The following is a 16,096-nucleotide window of genomic DNA, read 5'->3' as shown; positions in this document are numbered from 1 at the left end:
ATGCACCGGATTAGTTTAGCATTCACTTAATTAAGCAAACACTAAACTATCATGACCGAACTCGAACAGCTTCAGGCCAGCGCAGAGCAGGCCGCAACCCTTTTAAAAGCGATGAGCAACCCGCGTCGGCTGCTGATCCTCTGCACCCTGTGCGGAGCGCCCGGCACCAGCGCGGGGGAGCTTGCGCGAGCCACGGGGTTAAGTCCTTCCGCCACGTCGCAGCATCTGGCGCGCATGCGTGAGGAAGGGCTTATCGACAGCACTCGCGACGCGCAGCGCATTCTCTATTTCATTAAAAACGATGCGGTGCATCAGCTTATCAGCACCCTGAAAACCCTTTATTGCCCGTAAGGAGTCGCCATGTCACTTCCTCTTCTTTCACCGCGCCAGGCCAATGCCCGCGTCGCTGAAGGCGCAAAACTGATTGATATACGTGATGCCGATGAGTACGCCCGCGAGCATATTCCCGCCGCGCGGTCCATGCCGCTGGATACCTTACCCGGCGGACTTAGCGCGCAGGTGGGTGATACGCTGATTTTTCACTGCCAGTCTGGCGTCCGCACCTCTGGCAATGCCGAGCGCCTTGCTCAGGCCGCCGCGCCCGCAGAGGCATTTGTGGTCGAGGGGGGCATTCAGGGCTGGAAACAGGCCGGACTGCCGACCGTTGAAGACAAATCCCAGCCGCTGCCGCTGATGCGTCAGGTGCAAATTGCCGCCGGGCTGTTGATACTCTGCGGCGTTGTGCTGGGCTATAGCGTCTCCAGCGGCTTTTTCCTTCTCAGCGGTTTTGTCGGAGCCGGGCTGCTGTTCGCCGGTGTGACGGGCTTTTGCGGCATGGCGCGACTGCTCATGGTAATGCCCTGGAACCGGCGTACCTCATAAGCAGTAAGCGGTGAAATACGCTGTACCCGGCGTCATGCGTGGGCTAAGGTGAAGATCGCTAAAACGATGAGGAGGTAATATGTTTTCTGTCGGTGATTATGTGCAACCGCGTAAAGGCGGCCCGAAACTGAAAGTGCTCGAAGTGAACGGTGACAGCATTGTGGCGGTCCAGGCCAGCAATGAGCAAGGCGAGAAATATACGCTGAAAGCCGCCGATGTAGCGCCTTATACCGAAGAAGGCGATTTCGGCGTCTGCTGAACAGTCAGCCGGGCGGCATATTCCGCCCGGCTCATTCGTTAGATCAGAAAATCATCCAGTGATTTACCGTCTGCCAGCGCGCTGGCGATAGGCTTCGGCGTGCGGCCCTGGCCGGTCCACGTTTTCTCTTCGCCGTTCTGGTCAATAAAGCGATATTTTGCTTCACGCGGCTTACGCTTTTTCGCTGGCTTACCCGTCTGCGCCAGTTCAGAACCCAGCAGGTCAGTCGGTGAAATACCATCAGCTTTCATCAGCTCCAGCAGGGCATTAATTTTTTCCTGCTGCTCAGCACGCTGCTGCTCTAATTCCGTCAGCTCGCTGCGTTTCTCTTCAGTAACGACCCTGACCTTTTCCAGCATTTCCTCAAGAACGTCCAGGGATAATTCACGCGCCATGGCGCGCAGGGTTCGGATATTATTAAGATTCTGTAACGTCAAAGACATATTATTTGGAAACCTTTTCTTTGGGGGGTAAATAGATAAATCGCCGACAGAATAATTCATTTGAGTTGAAATATCTACCCAAGGGTCCGTACGGGCATCAGTGTAAATATATCTAGAACTCACTGTTAATAATAGCGCAAGGTGCTGACAGGACACCGATGAATCCAATCACTCCATTAATATAAATGGCCAACTTTAATCCAAATTACAGCATACTGCGCCGCTTCAGGTGGAGGATTCCTGACTTTCGCCACTAACGAAATCAACTCATTGATTTTAAAGCGAAAACCATCAAACGAGACAGATTATAACGATCGGAACAAAAAACAAACAACTTTAGAGAATTTTGTGGACAAAAGGCGATTAAATAAAAATTAATCACTAGTTGTTAGTTTAAACTTAGAGATATACGCTATACACGTCAAACAAACCAACCTAAAGCACTAACCGCTGAAGGAAAATCGTTTCTTTTGTGTTCTTCTCAAGGAGTTCAGACATGTTCTCGCCGCAATCTCGCCTGCGCCACGCGGTGGCGGATACTTTCGCGATGGTTGTTTACTGTTCCGTCGTGAACATGCTGATCGAAATATTCCTCTCCGGAATGTCCTTCGAGCAGTCACTTTCTTCTCGTCTGGTGGCGATCCCGGTCAATATTATTATTGCATGGCCGTACGGATTATACCGCGATGCGGTAATGCGTTTCGCACGTCGTTTCAGCCCCGCAGGCTGGGTGAAAAACCTGGCGGACGTTCTGGCGTATGTGACGTTCCAGTCGCCGGTTTACGTGGCCATTCTCCTGACAGTCGGTGCAGACTGGCACCAGATCGCTGCGGCGGTCAGTTCGAATATTGTGATTTCGATGTTGATGGGAGCCGTTTACGGCTATTTCCTCGACTACTGCCGCCGCCTGTTTAAGGTCAGCCAGTACAGCCAGGCAAAAGCGTGATGTGAAGCGACTGGCGCACGCCAGTCGCGGATTTACTGTACGTCGCCAAACAGTCCCTTCAAAAATCGCTCCAGCGCCATACGCGAACTGAAACCGTGCGGAATACCATAATGCTCATGCCGTTCACCGCCTAAATAGAGCGGAAATTGCTGATAATGATCGCAGGTTTTAATATCCGAGGCAGGCTCAGCAAATGACAGACTTCTGTCTTTCAGCGTCGGGTGAATAATGAGAGCGGTACGTCCCATTCTTGCTTCGCGATTAACATAAACATAATTCTCGCCGCGGCGATATCCATACGCTTTTGGCGTTACCTCATCCATGGTGAATCCCTCTTTTTCAAGAACGCGTGCCACCTCGTCAGGTCGTAAATACATATCTTTTCCTCGTTATCTTTTCCTGCCCGGCAACCTTACAGTATTCAGCAATAGCAGGGCTTTCAGAATAGTCCATAAACTGCCGGATAACGCGTGATGCGCTTCAGATATTAAATTTCTGAACTAAACTGAACGGGAACACAAAATTACGGAGGATCGTATGTTTAACAGACCGAACCGAAACGATATTAATGGCGACGCTCAGGATATTCGTAATGATGTCAGCCAATTAGCGGACACGCTGGAAGAGGTGCTGAAGTCCTGGGGAAGTGACGCGAAGGACGAAGCGGATGCCGCAAAGCGTAAGGCTCAGTCTCTGCTCCGTGAAACTCGCGCCCGTATGAACGGACGTTCACGCGCCACGCAGGCTGCCTGCGATATGGCAAGCTGTGCTACGACCTTCGTGCGTGAAAAACCGCTATGTACTCTGGGAACCGTCGCAGCGGTCGGTATCTTCGTCGGTGCCCTGCTCAGCCTGCGTAAATAATCCCGCGTTCTCTGCCCCGGTAGCCTCAGGCGCCGGGGCTTTTTTATGCCCGTTAGCCTGAAAAACCCGTACAGCCTGCCCTGCCCCGCTGTGCTCATCACAGGGGCGATATTAATCTAAATTTCCCATATCTTGTATGGTTGAAACTTAAGACAACTACATCTAGTATTCCTTTTAGCAAGATACACACAACCCGACGCGATGATTCGCGCCGCACCCTCACTTTAAATGGAAATACGAATCATGAGCATTATTATTTACACTCGTAACGATTGTGTTCAGTGTCACGCGACAAAACGGGCAATGGAAAGCCGCGGCGTGGCGTTTGAAATGGTGAATGTTGACCAGGTCCCCGAGGCCGCAGATACCCTGCGCAAGCAGGGTTTTCGTCAGCTTCCGGTGGTGGTCGCCGGGGAGACAAGCTGGTCCGGCTTCCGCCCGGACATGATTAACCGCCTGAGCGCTCAGGCCACACGTGCATGAGCGGGCTGGTCTACTTCTCCAGCAGCTCGGAAAACACGCTCCGCTTTATTGAGCGCGTCGGGCTGCCTGCGGTGCGCATTCCGCTGAACGAGCGGGAGCGGATCCGGGTAGAGGAACCTTACATTCTGGTGGTGCCCAGCTATGGCGGCGGCGGTACGGCAGGAGCCGTGCCTCGTCAGGTGATCCGCTTTCTGAACGATCCTCACAACCGCGGGCTAATCCGCGGCGTTATCGCGGCGGGGAATCGCAATTTCGGCGATGCCTTTGGCCGCGCCGGGGATGTTATTTCTCAAAAATGCGGCGTGCCGTATCTCTATCGTTTTGAGCTGATGGGGACGCAGCAGGACGTCGAAAACGTGCGTAAAGGAGTGAACGAATTTTGGCAACGACAACCGCAGAACGGGTGATTCAGGCGACGCCGGATTACCACGCATTAAACGCCATGCTTAACCTCTACGATCGGGAGGGGCGCATCCAGTTCGATAAAGATCGTGAGGCGGTGGATGCCTTTTTTGCCGCCCACGTGCGGCCCAACAGCGTGACGTTTGCGAGCCAGAATGAACGTCTCGACTATCTGGTGAACGAGGGCTACTACGACGCGCGCACGCTCACCCGCTACGACCGCGCCTTTGTGGTGAAGCTGTTTGAACGCGCCCACGCCAGCGGCTTTCGTTTCCAGACCTTCCTCGGCGCGTGGAAGTATTACACCAGCTACACGCTGAAGACCTTTGACGGCAAGCGCTACTTAGAGAGCTTTGAAGATCGCGTGGTGATGGTGGCGCTGACGCTGGCGCAGGGTGATGAAGCGCTGGCGGAGCAGCTCGCCGACGAGATCCTCTCCGGACGCTTCCAGCCCGCCACGCCGACCTTTCTCAACTGCGGCAAAGCCCAGCGCGGCGAGCTGGTCTCCTGTTTCCTGCTGCGTATCGAAGACAATATGGAGTCGATTGGCCGCGCGGTGAACTCGGCGCTGCAGCTTTCCAAACGCGGCGGCGGCGTGGCGTTTCTGCTCTCTAACCTGCGTGAAGCGGGCGCTCCGATCAAGCGCATAGAAAACCAGTCCTCCGGCGTGATCCCGGTGATGAAGATGCTGGAAGATGCCTTCTCCTATGCCAACCAGCTTGGCGCACGCCAGGGCGCGGGGGCGGTTTACCTGCACGCGCACCACCCGGACATCCTGCGCTTTCTCGATACCAAGCGCGAAAACGCCGACGAAAAAATCCGCATAAAAACCCTGTCGCTCGGCGTGGTGATCCCGGACATCACCTTTAAGCTGGCCAGGGAGAATGCCGATATGGCGCTCTTCTCGCCGTACGATATTGAGCGTATTTATGGCAAAGCGTTTGGCGACGTGGCCATCAGCGAACTTTATGACGAACTGGTGGCCGACGATCGCATTCGCAAAAAGACCATCAACGCCCGCGATTTCTTCCAGCGGCTTGCGGAGATCCAGTTTGAGTCCGGCTATCCGTACATCATGTTTGAGGATACGGTGAACCGCGCGAACCCGATTGCCGGGCGTATCAACATGAGCAACCTGTGCTCGGAGATTTTGCAGGTCAACAGCGCGTCAGCCTACGACGAGAACCTGGACTACGCGGACATCGGCAAGGATATCTCCTGCAACCTCGGGTCGCTGAATATTGCCCACACCATGGATTCCCCGGACTTTGGCCGCACGGTGGAGACCGCCATCCGCGGGCTGACGGCGGTGTCGGACATGAGCCACATCCGCAGCGTACCGTCTATTGAAGCGGGCAACGCCGCGTCGCACGCCATCGGTCTGGGGCAGATGAACCTGCACGGCTATCTGGCGCGGGAAGGCATCGCCTACGGCAGTTCGGAAGGGCTGGATTTCACCAACCTCTATTTCTACACCATTACCTGGCACGCGCTGCACACCTCAATGATGCTGGCGCGCGAACGCAGCCAGCGGTTCGCCGGCTTTGAGCAGTCCCGCTACGCCAGCGGGGAATATTTCAGCCAGTATCTGGAAGGCGACTGGCAGCCGAAAACCGAAAAAGTACGCGAACTGTTTGCCCGCGCGGGGATTACCCTGCCGACGCGCGAAATGTGGCAGCAGCTGCGTGACGACGTGATGCGCTACGGCATTTATAACCAGAACCTGCAGGCCGTCCCGCCGACCGGATCGATTTCCTACATCAACCACGCCACGTCGAGCATTCACCCGATCGTATCGAAAATTGAAATTCGTAAGGAAGGTAAAACCGGGCGCGTTTACTACCCTGCCCCGTTTATGACCAATGAGAACCTGGCGCTCTATCAGGATGCGTATGAGATCGGCCCGGAGAAAATCATCGATACCTACGCCGAGGCGACAAAACATGTGGATCAGGGGCTGTCGCTGACGCTGTTCTTCCCGGACACCGCCACCACGCGGGATATCAACAGAGCGCAAATCTACGCCTGGAAGAAAGGCATCAAAACGCTCTACTACATTCGCCTGCGCCAGCTTGCGCTGGAAGGCACCGAAATTGAAGGCTGCGTATCCTGCGCGCTGTAAGGAGAAAGGATGAAACTGTCACGCGTGAGTGCCGTTAACTGGAACAAAATCCAGGACGATAAAGACCTGGAGGTATGGAACCGCCTGACCAGCAACTTCTGGCTGCCGGAAAAGGTCCCGCTCTCCAACGATATTCCGGCCTGGCAAACGCTCGGTCACGCCGAGCAGCAGCTGACGATCCGCGTCTTTACCGGCCTGACGCTGCTGGACACCATTCAGAATACCGTTGGTGCTCCGGCTCTGATGAGCGACGCGCTGACGCCGCACGAAGAGGCGGTGATGTCGAACATCAGCTTTATGGAGGCGGTGCATGCCCGCTCCTACAGCTCTATTTTCTCGACCCTGTGCCAGACCAAAGACGTGGACGCCGCCTATACCTGGAGCGAAGAGAGCGAGTCACTACAGAGAAAGGCAGAGCTGGTTCTGGAATATTACCGCGCCGACGAGCCGCTGAAGAAGAAGGTCGCCAGCGTGTTCCTGGAATCTTTCCTCTTTTATTCCGGCTTCTGGCTGCCCATGTACTGGTCGAGCCGGGGCAAGCTCACCAACACCGCCGATTTGATTCGGCTCATCATTCGTGATGAAGCGGTGCACGGGTATTACATTGGCTATAAGTATCAGAAAGGGCTGGAGAAAGTCAGCGAGGCGAAGCGCGAGGAGCTTAAAGACTTTGCGCTCGATTTGCTGATGGATCTGTACGACAACGAGCTGAGCTATACCGAGGAACTCTACGCCGGCACCGGCTGGGAGGACGACGTGAAGGCCTTCCTCTGCTACAACGCCAACAAGGCGCTGATGAACCTGGGTTACGACGCGCTGTTCCCGCCGGAGATGGCGGAGGTGAACCCGGCGATTCTGGCCGCGCTGTCGCCCAACGCCGACGAAAACCACGATTTCTTCTCGGGATCGGGCTCATCGTACGTGATGGGCAAAGCGGTGGAAACCGAGGATGAAGACTGGGATTTTTGATGAACGCTAACGTTCGTTAATTTAATATAAACCCAACAACTCTCTCTCTAATATTTACAAAACAACTACACTGTAATTTCCACGTCATATTCGCCTGAATCATTCCGGTTCAGGCGAAATTTCCCGATGCAGCAGCAAAAAATTGAGAAAAATTCAAATCGCCCTCAGCCCTTTATTCATGGGAAATTCAGCCGTTTCGCTTACGTCAAAATTTTGCCTTCATCCCGACTCAGGGTTGTCTCAGATTCTCAGTATGTTAGGGTTATGCCCGTTAACAATTTACCATGGTAATCATATCGGCATAAACAAATAACAGGACACTCTCTATTGCATGGCAATTAAATTAGAAGTGAAAAATCTTTATAAAGTATTTGGCGAGCATCCGCAGCGCGCATTCAAATATATTGAGAAAGGCCTTACGAAAGAGCAAATTCTGGAAAAAACCGGGCTATCGCTTGGCGTTAAAGACGCCAGTCTGGCCATTGAAGAAGGCGAGATTTTTGTCATCATGGGATTATCCGGTTCGGGTAAATCCACTATGGTTCGCCTTCTCAATCGCCTGATTGAACCCACCCGCGGGCAGGTGCTGATTGACGGCGTGGATATCGCCAGAATATCAGACGCAGAGCTTCGCGAGGTGCGCAGAAAGAAGATTGCAATGGTGTTCCAGTCATTCGCGCTGATGCCGCACATGAGGGTGCTGGATAATACCGCTTTCGGCATGGAATTAGCCGGCACGCCGGCTCAGGAACGTCAGGAAAAAGCCCTTGATGCGCTGCGTCAGGTCGGGCTGGAAAATTATGCGCATGCGTACCCGGATGAACTTTCCGGCGGTATGCGTCAACGCGTGGGATTAGCCCGCGCATTAGCCATTAATCCAGACATATTATTAATGGATGAAGCCTTCTCCGCCCTCGATCCGTTAATTCGCACCGAGATGCAGGACGAGCTGGTAAAATTACAGGCTAAACATCAGCGAACCATTGTCTTTATTTCCCACGATCTGGATGAAGCCATGCGTATTGGCGACCGTATTGCCATTATGCAAAACGGTGAGGTGGTCCAGGTCGGCACGCCGGATGAAATTCTCAATAATCCGGCGAATGATTATGTCCGCACCTTCTTCCGCGGCGTGGATATTAGCCAGGTCTTTAGCGCCAAAGATATTGCTCGTCGAACGCCAAACGGCATTATCCGTAAAACGCCAGGCTTCGGCCCGCGCTCCGCGCTTAAGCTGCTGCAGGACGAAGACCGTGAATACGGATATCTGGTTGAACGCGGCAATAAATTTGTTGGCATTGTCTCCATCGACTCCCTGAAAACGGCTCTCACTGAGAGCCAGGGAATCGATGCGGCGTTACTTGACGCTCCGCTTGCCGTGGACGCCGAAACGCCGCTCAGCGAGTTGCTCTCTCATGTAGGGCAGGCGCCATGCGCTGTGCCGGTCGTGGGTGAAGAACAACAGTACGTCGGCATCATCTCAAAACGGATGCTGCTGCAGGCTTTAGATCGCGAGGGGGCAAACAATGACCGATCAATCTAACCCGTGGGGCGCCACTGAGGCAGCGGACAGCGCTGCGCAATCCACCGACGCGTGGGGTTCCACGCCAGCGCCGACCGATGGCGGCGGCGCGGCAGACTGGCTCAACAGCGCACCCGCGCCTGCGCCAGAGCACTTCAACATCATGGATCCGTTCCACAAAACGCTGATCCCGCTGGACAGCTGGGTCACGGAGGGGATCGACTGGGTGGTCACCCACTTCCGTCCGGTCTTCCAGGGGATCCGCGTCCCGGTGGATTACATCCTGAACGGCTTCCAGCAGCTAATGCTGGGCATGCCGGCGCCGGTGGCGATTATCCTGTTCTCCCTGATCGCCTGGCAGTTCGGCAGCGCAGGGATGGGAGTCGCCACGCTGATTTCGCTGATTGCCATCGGCGCGATTGGGGCGTGGTCGCAGGCGATGATCACCCTGGCGCTGGTGCTGACCGCCCTCCTCTTCTGCGTTGTCATCGGCCTGCCGATGGGGATCTGGCTGGCACGCAGCCCGCGGGCGGCGAAGATTATTCGTCCGCTGCTGGATGCGATGCAGACCACCCCGGCATTCGTCTATCTGGTGCCTATCGTAATGCTGTTCGGCATCGGCAACGTGCCGGGCGTGGTGGTGACCATTATCTTCGCCCTGCCGCCAATTATTCGTCTGACCATTCTGGGGATTAACCAGGTGCCTGCGGACCTGATCGAAGCGTCACGCTCGTTCGGCGCCAGCCCGCGCCAGATGCTGTTTAAGGTTCAGCTCCCGCTGGCGATGCCAACCATCATGGCGGGCGTTAACCAGACGCTGATGCTGGCCCTGTCTATGGTGGTGATCGCCTCGATGATCGCCGTTGGCGGTCTGGGCCAGATGGTGCTGCGCGGCATTGGCCGTCTCGATATGGGGCTGGCCACCGTCGGCGGCGTCGGCATTGTGATCCTCGCCATTATCCTTGACCGCCTGACTCAGGCCGTCGGTCGTGATTCACGCAGTCGCGGCAACCGTCGCTGGTATACCACCGGCCCTGTCGGGTTACTCACCCGCCCTTTCACGAAATCAAAATAAGGAACAACGATGCGACATAACGTACTTTTTGCCACAGCGTTTGCCACCCTTGTCTCCACCAGCGCGTTTGCGGCTGACCTGCCTGGCAAAGGCATTACCGTACAGCCGGTGCAGAGCACCATTTCAGAAGAGAGCTTCCAGACCCTGATCGTCAGCCGCGCGCTGGAGAAGCTGGGCTACACGGTTAACACGCCGAGCGAAGTGGACTACAACGTAGGCTACACGTCGATTGCCTCCGGTGACGCCACCTTTACCGCGGTGAACTGGCAGCCGCTGCACGACGACATGTATGCCGCCGCCGGTGGCGACAAGAAATTCTATCGCGAAGGCACCTTCGTGACGGGTGCGGCGCAGGGGTATCTGATCGACAAGAAAACCGCCGATAAGTACCACATCACCAACATTGAACAGCTGAAAGATCCGAAGATCGCCAAACTGTTTGACACCAACGGTGACGGCAAAGCCGACATGATGGGCTGCTCGCCGGGCTGGGGCTGTGAAGCGGTGATTAACCACCAGAACAAAGCTTTCGATCTGGCGAAAACGGTCGACGTGAGCCACGGCAACTACTCCGCGATGATGGCCGACACCATTGCCCGCTTCAAAGAGGGTAAACCGGTGATCTACTACACCTGGACGCCGTACTGGGTAAGCGACGTGCTGAAGCCGGGCAAAGACGTGGTGTGGCTGCAGGTGCCGTTCTCCTCCCTTCCGGGCGAGCAGAAGGATATCGACACCAAACTGCCGAACGGCATGAACTACGGCTTCCCGGTGAACACCATGCATATCGTGGCCAACAAAGCCTGGGCGGAGAAAAACCCGGCGGCGGCGAAGCTGTTCTCGGTAATGAAGCTGCCGCTGGCGGACATCAATGCCCAGAACGCGATGATGCATGCGGGCAAATCGTCTGAAACGGATGTCAAAGGCCACGTGGACGGCTGGATCAAAGCCCACCAGCAGCAGTTTGACGGCTGGGTGAAAGAGGCGCTTGAGGCGCAGAAGTAAAATATTTTCCCTCACCCTAACCCTCTCTCCTTGGGAGAGGGCCGGGGTGAGAGGATCAAACCACACAATCCCCCTAAACCGCACAATACATCACCCAACAATCCCCCGCTATTAACAATCATTAGCTATTATGGTTTCCGGAAAAATAATCACTCAACTAACGATTCCTGAAACTAATGACAAAAACAACTCAAGGGCTTAGCCCCGCACTCATCCTTTTAATGTCCGTGGCAACGGGTCTGGCGGTCGCCAGCAACTATTACGCGCAGCCTCTTCTCGACACCATCGCCCGCGCGTTCAATCTCTCCGCCAGCTCCGCAGGCTTTATCGTCACCGCTGCACAGCTAGGCTATGCCGCCGGGCTGCTGTTCCTGGTGCCGCTCGGCGATATGTTTGAACGCCGAATGCTGATCGTCTCCATGACGCTTCTGGCCGCCGGTGGGATGCTGATCACCGCCAGCAGCCAGTCGCTGACGATGATGATTATCGGTACCGCGCTAACGGGGCTGTTCTCCGTGGTGGCGCAAATCCTGGTTCCGCTCGCCGCGACCCTCGCCTCTCCGGAAAAACGCGGCAAGGTGGTGGGCACCATCATGAGCGGCCTGCTGCTGGGGATTTTGCTGGCGCGTACCGTTGCCGGGCTGCTGGCAAGCCTCGGCGGCTGGCGCACCGTATACTGGGTGGCGAGCGTGCTGATGGTCATTATGGCGCTGGCGCTGTGGCGCGGGCTGCCAAAGGTGAAGCAGGAAAACCACCTGAACTATCCTCAGCTGCTGGCCTCCGTTTTCAGCCTGTTCACCCAGGACAAGCTTCTGCGCACTCGCGCTCTGCTGGGCTGTTTCACCTTCGCTAACTTCAGCATTCTCTGGACGTCGATGGCGTTTCTGCTGGCCGCGCCGCCGTTCAATTATTCCGAAGGGGTGATCGGCCTGTTCGGCCTGGCCGGTGCCGCAGGCGCGCTGGGCGCACGCCCCGCTGGCGGGCTGGCCGACAAGGGCAAATCCCACCTGACCACCTCCGCAGGGCTTGTTTTACTTCTGCTCTCCTGGGCGGCGATCTGGTACGGACACATCTCGGTGCTGGCGCTGATTGTCGGTATCCTGGTGCTCGATCTCACCGTTCAGGGCGTTCATATCACCAATCAGACCGTCATCTATCGCGTGAAGCCAGAGGCGCGTAACCGCCTGACGGCCGGATACATGACCAGCTACTTCATCGGCGGCGCGGCGGGTTCGCTTATTTCAGCGTCGGCGTGGCAGCATGCGGGCTGGTCGGGGGTATGCGCGATCGGGGCCATCGTCGCCACCCTCAACCTGCTAGTATGGTGGCACGGTTATCACCGTCAGGATGCAATTAACTAACATTTACATTGAGTTGGCCTCTTAGGGTGTTAAGAGGCCCTTCACTCTGTTAATGTAAACGTAATCATTTATCCCAGAAATTTTAATGTGGGTGACATATTTACAATCGGCATGAATAGTTCAGACCCCCGTCCTCACATCCTCTCTTCAGCGGGTTCACACCCTACGCTTTCTGTGCTCACCGGGTCACGGACTTACCCGGCGCTTTCTGATGGTGACATAAGTTTGGCGGATATAACCGCACAAATAATTCATTTACATTATTTGTCACTATCGTTACTATATCGGCTGTAATTAATGAGGTTATGCCCAAATGGATAGTTCGTTTACGCCCATTGAACAAATGCTTAAATTCCGCGCCAGTCGCCATGAGGACTTCCCGTATCAGGAAATCCTGCTGACTCGCCTGTGCATGCACGTGCAGGGTAAGCTACTGGAAAACCGTAATAAAATGCTGAAAGCTCAAGGGATTAACGAGACGTTGTTTATGGCGTTGATTACGCTGGAGTCTCAGGAAAATCACAGCATTCAGCCTTCCGAACTGAGCTGCGCGCTGGGCTCCTCCCGTACCAATGCGACCCGAATTGCCGATGAACTCGAAAAGCGCGGCTGGATTGAGCGCCGTGAAAGCGACAACGATCGCCGCTGCCTGCATCTGCAACTGACCGATAAAGGTCACCAGTTCCTGCGCGAGGTGCTGCCACCTCAGCACAATTGCCTGCACAAACTCTGGTCTGCCCTCAGCACCGCCGAGCGCGACCAGCTTGAGCACATCACTCGCAAGCTGCTCACCCGTCTGGACCAGATGGATGAAGACGGCGCCGTTCTTGAGGCGCTGCGCTAACGCGACGACACGCTCACCATTCCAGATTCATAAGAAAACCGACAGGCCAGCACGTCACAGTGCTGGCCTTTCTGACAACAGGTCGGCTCAGCCGATGTGAAAATAAGAAGATCGTGGAGAACAACAATGAGCGCAAATGCGGAGAGCACTACCCCGCAGCAACCGGCCAACAAGAAAGGCAAACGTAAGAGCGCCCTTCTTCTGTTGACCTTGCTCTTTATCATTATTGCCGTGGCATATGGGATCTATTGGTTTTTAGTACTGCGTCATGCTGAAGAGACTGACGACGCGTACGTGGCAGGGAACCAGGTACAAATTATGGCGCAGGTGTCAGGCAGCGTGACGAAAGTCTGGGCTGACAATACCGACTTTGTGCAAAAAGGCGATGTGTTGGTGACCCTCGATCCAACAGACGCCCAGCAGGCGTTTGAAAAAGCACAGACCGCGCTGGCCTCCAGCGTCCGTCAGACCCGCCAGCTGATGATCAACAGCAAACAGCTGCAGGCCAACATCGACGTGCAGAAAACGGCGCTGGCGCAGGCGGAGAGCGACCTGAACCGCCGCGTTCCGCTCGGCACCGCCAACCTGATTGGCCGTGAAGAGCTGCAGCACGCCCGCGACGCCGTTGCCAGCGCTCAGGCACAGCTGGATGTAGCCATTCAACAGTACAACGCCAACCAGGCGATGGTGCTGGGCACCAGCCTGGAAAACCAGCCTGCCGTACAGCAGGCGGCGACCGAAGTGCGCAACGCGTGGCTTGCCCTGCAGCGTACCAAAATCGTCAGTCCGATGACCGGCTATGTCTCCCGTCGTTCCGTCCAGCCAGGGGCGCAGATTAGCCCAACCACGCCGCTGATGGCGGTCGTGCCGGCGGACAATCTGTGGGTAGACGCCAACTTTAAAGAGACGCAGCTTGCCCATATGCGTATCGGCCAGAGCGCGACGGTTGTCAGCGACATCTACGGCGATGACGTGAAGTACACAGGTAAAGTGGTTGGTCTGGACATGGGGACCGGCAGCGCTTTCTCCCTGTTGCCTGCGCAAAACGCCACCGGTAACTGGATCAAAGTGGTTCAGCGTCTGCCCGTGCGTATTGAGCTGGATGCCAAACAGCTGGCGGATCACCCGCTGCGTATCGGCCTCTCTACGCTGGTGACGGTCGACACCGCCAACCGCGACGGCCAGATCCTGGCAAGCCAGGTGCGCAACAGCCCGGCTTATGAAAGTAACGCCCGTGAAATTAGCCTCGATCCGGTCAACAAGCTGATCGATGACATAGTGAAGGCAAACGCCGGTTAATCCGAAGGTGAGCGTTATGCAACAGCAAAAGCCGCAAAAACCGCTGGAAGGCGCGCAGCTGGTCATTATGACCATCGCGCTGTCGCTGGCGACATTCATGCAGGTGCTGGACTCCACCATCGCAAACGTGGCGATCCCGACTATCGCCGGTAACCTTGGCTCGTCGCTGAGCCAGGGGACCTGGGTTATTACCTCCTTTGGGGTGGCAAACGCCATCTCCATTCCGATTACCGGCTGGCTGGCAAAGCGCGTCGGTGAAGTGAAGCTGTTCCTCTGGTCGACGGTATTGTTCGTTCTTGCCTCCTGGGCGTGCGGCATGTCCAGCAGCCTGACGATGCTGATTTTCTTCCGCGTCATTCAGGGGATTGTTGCCGGACCGCTGATTCCGCTGTCGCAGAGTTTACTGCTGAACAACTACCCGCCCGCCAAGCGCTCGATTGCGCTGGCGCTGTGGTCAATGACCGTGATTGTCGCGCCGATTTGCGGGCCTATCTTAGGCGGCTATATCAGCGACAACTATCACTGGGGCTGGATCTTCTTCATCAACGTACCGATTGGCGCCGTCGTGGTAATGATGACGCTCCAGTCGCTGCGCGGCAGAGAAACCCGGACGGAACAGCGGCGTATCGACGCCATTGGTCTGGCACTGCTGGTTGTCGGCATCGGTAGCCTGCAGGTCATGCTCGACCAGGGCAAAGAGCTGGACTGGTTCAACTCCAGGGAGATCATCATCCTGACGATTGTCGCGGTGGTGTCGCTGAGCTTCCTGATTGTCTGGGAGCTGACGGACGATAACCCGATAGTCGACCTGTCGCTGTTTAAGTCGCGAAACTTCACCATAGGCTGTCTGTGTATCAGCCTCGCCTACATGCTCTACTTCGGCGCGATTGTACTGCTGCCGCAGCTGTTGCAGGAGGTTTACGGCTACACCGCAACCTGGGCAGGTTTAGCCTCGGCGCCGGTTGGATTGATTCCGGTTCTGCTGTCGCCGATTATTGGCCGCTTCGCCCACAAGCTCGACATGCGCCGGCTGGTGACGTTCAGCTTTATCATGTACGCCGTGTGCTTCTACTGGCGCGCGTATACGTTCGAACCGGGAATGGACTTTGGCGCGTCCGCGTGGCCGCAGTTTATTCAGGGCTTTGCCGTGGCGTGTTTCTTTATGCCACTGACCACCATCACGCTTTCCGGTTTACCGCCTGAGCGAATGGCGGCGGCATCGAGCCTGTCGAACTTTACGCGAACGCTGGCGGGCTCGATTGGTACGTCGATCACCACCACCCTGTGGACGAACCGTGAATCAATGCACCATGCCCAGCTGACCGAAGCGGTGAATCCGTTCAACCCGAACTCCCGGGAGATGTACAACCAGCTTCAGGGAATGGGCATGACGGAGCAGCAGGCGTCCGGCTGGATCGCCCAGCAGATCACCAACCAGGGTCTGATTATCTCGGCCAACGAGATTTTCTGGATATCGGCGGGGATCTTTATCGTCCTGCTGGGGCTGGTGTGGTTTGCTAAACCACCGTTTGGTGCCGGCAGCGGCGGCGGCGGCGCGCACTAATTCTCGTTGTCCAGAACGCGACAGCGATTGTCAGTTTCGATAAAGCAGCGCTCCTG

18 protein-coding genes are annotated in these 16,096 nt (G+C 55.9%); 16 read left to right on the top strand and 2 right to left on the bottom strand.

Annotation, left to right across the window (positions count from 1 at the left end; all coding sequences use genetic code 11):
- Nucleotides 1-51 precede the first annotated feature (51 nt).
- The 3 genes from UTM25_RS14405 (at nucleotide 52) to UTM25_RS14395 (ending at nucleotide 1,141) form a co-directional block, all read left to right on the top strand.
- Nucleotides 52-351 carry an ArsR/SmtB family transcription factor gene (locus UTM25_RS14405; RefSeq protein ID WP_121424485.1) on the top strand — a complete coding sequence of 100 codons (300 nt, stop codon included), beginning with the start codon at nucleotides 52-54 and terminating at the stop codon, nucleotides 349-351.
- 9 nt (nucleotides 352-360) lie between these two features.
- Nucleotides 361-882 carry a rhodanese family protein gene (locus tag UTM25_RS14400; protein WP_194401167.1) on the top strand — a complete coding sequence of 174 codons (522 nt, stop codon included), beginning with the start codon at nucleotides 361-363 and terminating at the stop codon, nucleotides 880-882.
- Between the two features lie 79 nt (nucleotides 883-961).
- Entirely contained in the window at nucleotides 962-1,141 is a 180-nt protein-coding gene (locus tag UTM25_RS14395) for a hypothetical protein (RefSeq protein WP_023308920.1), read from the top strand.
- A gap of 38 nt (nucleotides 1,142-1,179) precedes the next feature.
- Here UTM25_RS14395 and stpA read toward each other — a convergent pair whose 3' ends face one another.
- The gene (gene stpA / locus UTM25_RS14390; RefSeq protein WP_032660403.1) at nucleotides 1,180-1,584 is read right to left on the bottom strand and encodes a DNA-binding protein StpA; all 405 of its coding nucleotides are present in this window, start codon (nucleotides 1,582-1,584) and stop codon (nucleotides 1,180-1,182) included.
- A gap of 496 nt (nucleotides 1,585-2,080) precedes the next feature.
- Here stpA and alaE point away from each other — a divergent pair, with 496 nt between their 5' ends.
- Complete coding sequence (alaE, locus tag UTM25_RS14385; RefSeq protein ID WP_194401168.1) at nucleotides 2,081-2,530, top strand: L-alanine exporter AlaE; 450 nt, start codon at nucleotides 2,081-2,083, stop codon at nucleotides 2,528-2,530.
- Nucleotides 2,531-2,562: 32 nt separating this feature from the next.
- Here alaE and UTM25_RS14380 read toward each other — a convergent pair whose 3' ends face one another.
- Nucleotides 2,563-2,907, bottom strand: a complete 345-nt coding sequence (locus UTM25_RS14380; protein ID WP_023308923.1) for a DUF2002 family protein — start codon at nucleotides 2,905-2,907, stop codon at nucleotides 2,563-2,565.
- A 160-nt stretch (nucleotides 2,908-3,067) separates the two neighbouring features.
- Here UTM25_RS14380 and UTM25_RS14375 point away from each other — a divergent pair, with 160 nt between their 5' ends.
- From UTM25_RS14375 to emrB, 12 genes are all read left to right on the top strand, one after another.
- Complete coding sequence (locus UTM25_RS14375) at nucleotides 3,068-3,394, top strand: DUF883 domain-containing protein (RefSeq protein ID WP_194401169.1); 327 nt, start codon at nucleotides 3,068-3,070, stop codon at nucleotides 3,392-3,394.
- Between the two features lie 243 nt (nucleotides 3,395-3,637).
- Entirely contained in the window at nucleotides 3,638-3,877 is a 240-nt protein-coding gene (nrdH, locus tag UTM25_RS14370; protein WP_023308925.1) for a glutaredoxin-like protein NrdH, read from the top strand.
- Nucleotides 3,874-4,284 (top strand): class Ib ribonucleoside-diphosphate reductase assembly flavoprotein NrdI, encoded by a 411-nt coding sequence (gene nrdI, locus UTM25_RS14365; RefSeq protein WP_029742052.1) that lies wholly within the window; start codon nucleotides 3,874-3,876, stop codon nucleotides 4,282-4,284. Before nrdH ends, nrdI begins: the two co-directional genes overlap by 4 nt.
- Nucleotides 4,257-6,401 (top strand): class 1b ribonucleoside-diphosphate reductase subunit alpha, encoded by a 2,145-nt coding sequence (gene nrdE, locus UTM25_RS14360; protein ID WP_194401170.1) that lies wholly within the window; start codon nucleotides 4,257-4,259, stop codon nucleotides 6,399-6,401. The genes nrdI and nrdE overlap by 28 nt, the downstream gene beginning before the upstream one ends.
- A 9-nt stretch (nucleotides 6,402-6,410) precedes the next feature.
- Nucleotides 6,411-7,370, top strand: coding sequence for a class 1b ribonucleoside-diphosphate reductase subunit beta (nrdF, locus tag UTM25_RS14355; protein WP_194401171.1), 960 nt, complete (start codon nucleotides 6,411-6,413; stop codon nucleotides 7,368-7,370).
- A gap of 331 nt (nucleotides 7,371-7,701) precedes the next feature.
- A complete protein-coding gene (proV, locus tag UTM25_RS14350; protein WP_194401172.1) occupies nucleotides 7,702-8,913 on the top strand; it encodes a glycine betaine/L-proline ABC transporter ATP-binding protein ProV in 1,212 nt (403 codons plus the stop codon).
- The gene (proW, locus tag UTM25_RS14345; protein ID WP_194401173.1) at nucleotides 8,897-9,967 is read left to right on the top strand and encodes a glycine betaine/L-proline ABC transporter permease ProW; all 1,071 of its coding nucleotides are present in this window, start codon (nucleotides 8,897-8,899) and stop codon (nucleotides 9,965-9,967) included. Before proV ends, proW begins: the two co-directional genes overlap by 17 nt.
- A gap of 9 nt (nucleotides 9,968-9,976) precedes the next feature.
- Nucleotides 9,977-10,972 carry a glycine betaine/L-proline ABC transporter substrate-binding protein ProX gene (proX, locus tag UTM25_RS14340; RefSeq protein WP_194401174.1) on the top strand — a complete coding sequence of 332 codons (996 nt, stop codon included), beginning with the start codon at nucleotides 9,977-9,979 and terminating at the stop codon, nucleotides 10,970-10,972.
- Between the two features lie 176 nt (nucleotides 10,973-11,148).
- Entirely contained in the window at nucleotides 11,149-12,333 is a 1,185-nt protein-coding gene (locus tag UTM25_RS14335; RefSeq protein WP_194401175.1) for an MFS transporter, read from the top strand.
- A 313-nt stretch (nucleotides 12,334-12,646) separates the two neighbouring features.
- Nucleotides 12,647-13,177: a transcriptional repressor MprA gene (gene mprA / locus UTM25_RS14330; RefSeq protein ID WP_320714918.1), complete on the top strand. Its 531-nt coding sequence runs from the start codon at nucleotides 12,647-12,649 to the stop codon at nucleotides 13,175-13,177.
- Between the two features lie 126 nt (nucleotides 13,178-13,303).
- Nucleotides 13,304-14,476 carry a multidrug efflux MFS transporter periplasmic adaptor subunit EmrA gene (gene emrA / locus UTM25_RS14325; RefSeq protein WP_194401176.1) on the top strand — a complete coding sequence of 391 codons (1,173 nt, stop codon included), beginning with the start codon at nucleotides 13,304-13,306 and terminating at the stop codon, nucleotides 14,474-14,476.
- Nucleotides 14,477-14,492: 16 nt separating this feature from the next.
- Nucleotides 14,493-16,040, top strand: a complete 1,548-nt coding sequence (gene emrB / locus UTM25_RS14320; RefSeq protein ID WP_194401177.1) for a multidrug efflux MFS transporter permease subunit EmrB — start codon at nucleotides 14,493-14,495, stop codon at nucleotides 16,038-16,040.
- The last annotated feature ends 56 nt before the right edge of the window (nucleotides 16,041-16,096 follow it).

Origin of the sequence: Enterobacter sp. 61D5, assembly GCF_034107965.1 — a bacterium.
In the GTDB taxonomy this organism is placed as follows: Bacteria; Pseudomonadota; Gammaproteobacteria; order Enterobacterales; family Enterobacteriaceae; genus Enterobacter; species Enterobacter cloacae_M.
Note: the sequence above shows the minus strand (reverse complement) of the source record. Positions and strands in the feature narration are given on the sequence as shown.

Coding starts and splice junctions, on each gene's coding strand:
- UTM25_RS14395 (WP_023308920.1), top strand. CDS start 962: ATGTTTTCTGTCGGTGATTATGTGCAACCGCGTAAAGGCGGCCCGAAA.
- stpA (WP_032660403.1), bottom strand. CDS start 1,584: ATGTCTTTGACGTTACAGAATCTTAATAATATCCGAACCCTGCGCGCC.
- alaE (WP_194401168.1), top strand. CDS start 2,081: ATGTTCTCGCCGCAATCTCGCCTGCGCCACGCGGTGGCGGATACTTTC.
- proW (WP_194401173.1), top strand. CDS start 8,897: ATGACCGATCAATCTAACCCGTGGGGCGCCACTGAGGCAGCGGACAGC.
- UTM25_RS14335 (WP_194401175.1), top strand. CDS start 11,149: ATGACAAAAACAACTCAAGGGCTTAGCCCCGCACTCATCCTTTTAATG.
- UTM25_RS14405 (WP_121424485.1), top strand. CDS start 52: ATGACCGAACTCGAACAGCTTCAGGCCAGCGCAGAGCAGGCCGCAACC.
- proX (WP_194401174.1), top strand. CDS start 9,977: ATGCGACATAACGTACTTTTTGCCACAGCGTTTGCCACCCTTGTCTCC.
- emrB (WP_194401177.1), top strand. CDS start 14,493: ATGCAACAGCAAAAGCCGCAAAAACCGCTGGAAGGCGCGCAGCTGGTC.
- nrdI (WP_029742052.1), top strand. CDS start 3,874: ATGAGCGGGCTGGTCTACTTCTCCAGCAGCTCGGAAAACACGCTCCGC.
- UTM25_RS14380 (WP_023308923.1), bottom strand. CDS start 2,907: ATGTATTTACGACCTGACGAGGTGGCACGCGTTCTTGAAAAAGAGGGA.
- nrdF (WP_194401171.1), top strand. CDS start 6,411: ATGAAACTGTCACGCGTGAGTGCCGTTAACTGGAACAAAATCCAGGAC.
- mprA (WP_320714918.1), top strand. CDS start 12,647: ATGGATAGTTCGTTTACGCCCATTGAACAAATGCTTAAATTCCGCGCC.
- proV (WP_194401172.1), top strand. CDS start 7,702: ATGGCAATTAAATTAGAAGTGAAAAATCTTTATAAAGTATTTGGCGAG.
- emrA (WP_194401176.1), top strand. CDS start 13,304: ATGAGCGCAAATGCGGAGAGCACTACCCCGCAGCAACCGGCCAACAAG.
- nrdH (WP_023308925.1), top strand. CDS start 3,638: ATGAGCATTATTATTTACACTCGTAACGATTGTGTTCAGTGTCACGCG.
- UTM25_RS14400 (WP_194401167.1), top strand. CDS start 361: ATGTCACTTCCTCTTCTTTCACCGCGCCAGGCCAATGCCCGCGTCGCT.
- UTM25_RS14375 (WP_194401169.1), top strand. CDS start 3,068: ATGTTTAACAGACCGAACCGAAACGATATTAATGGCGACGCTCAGGAT.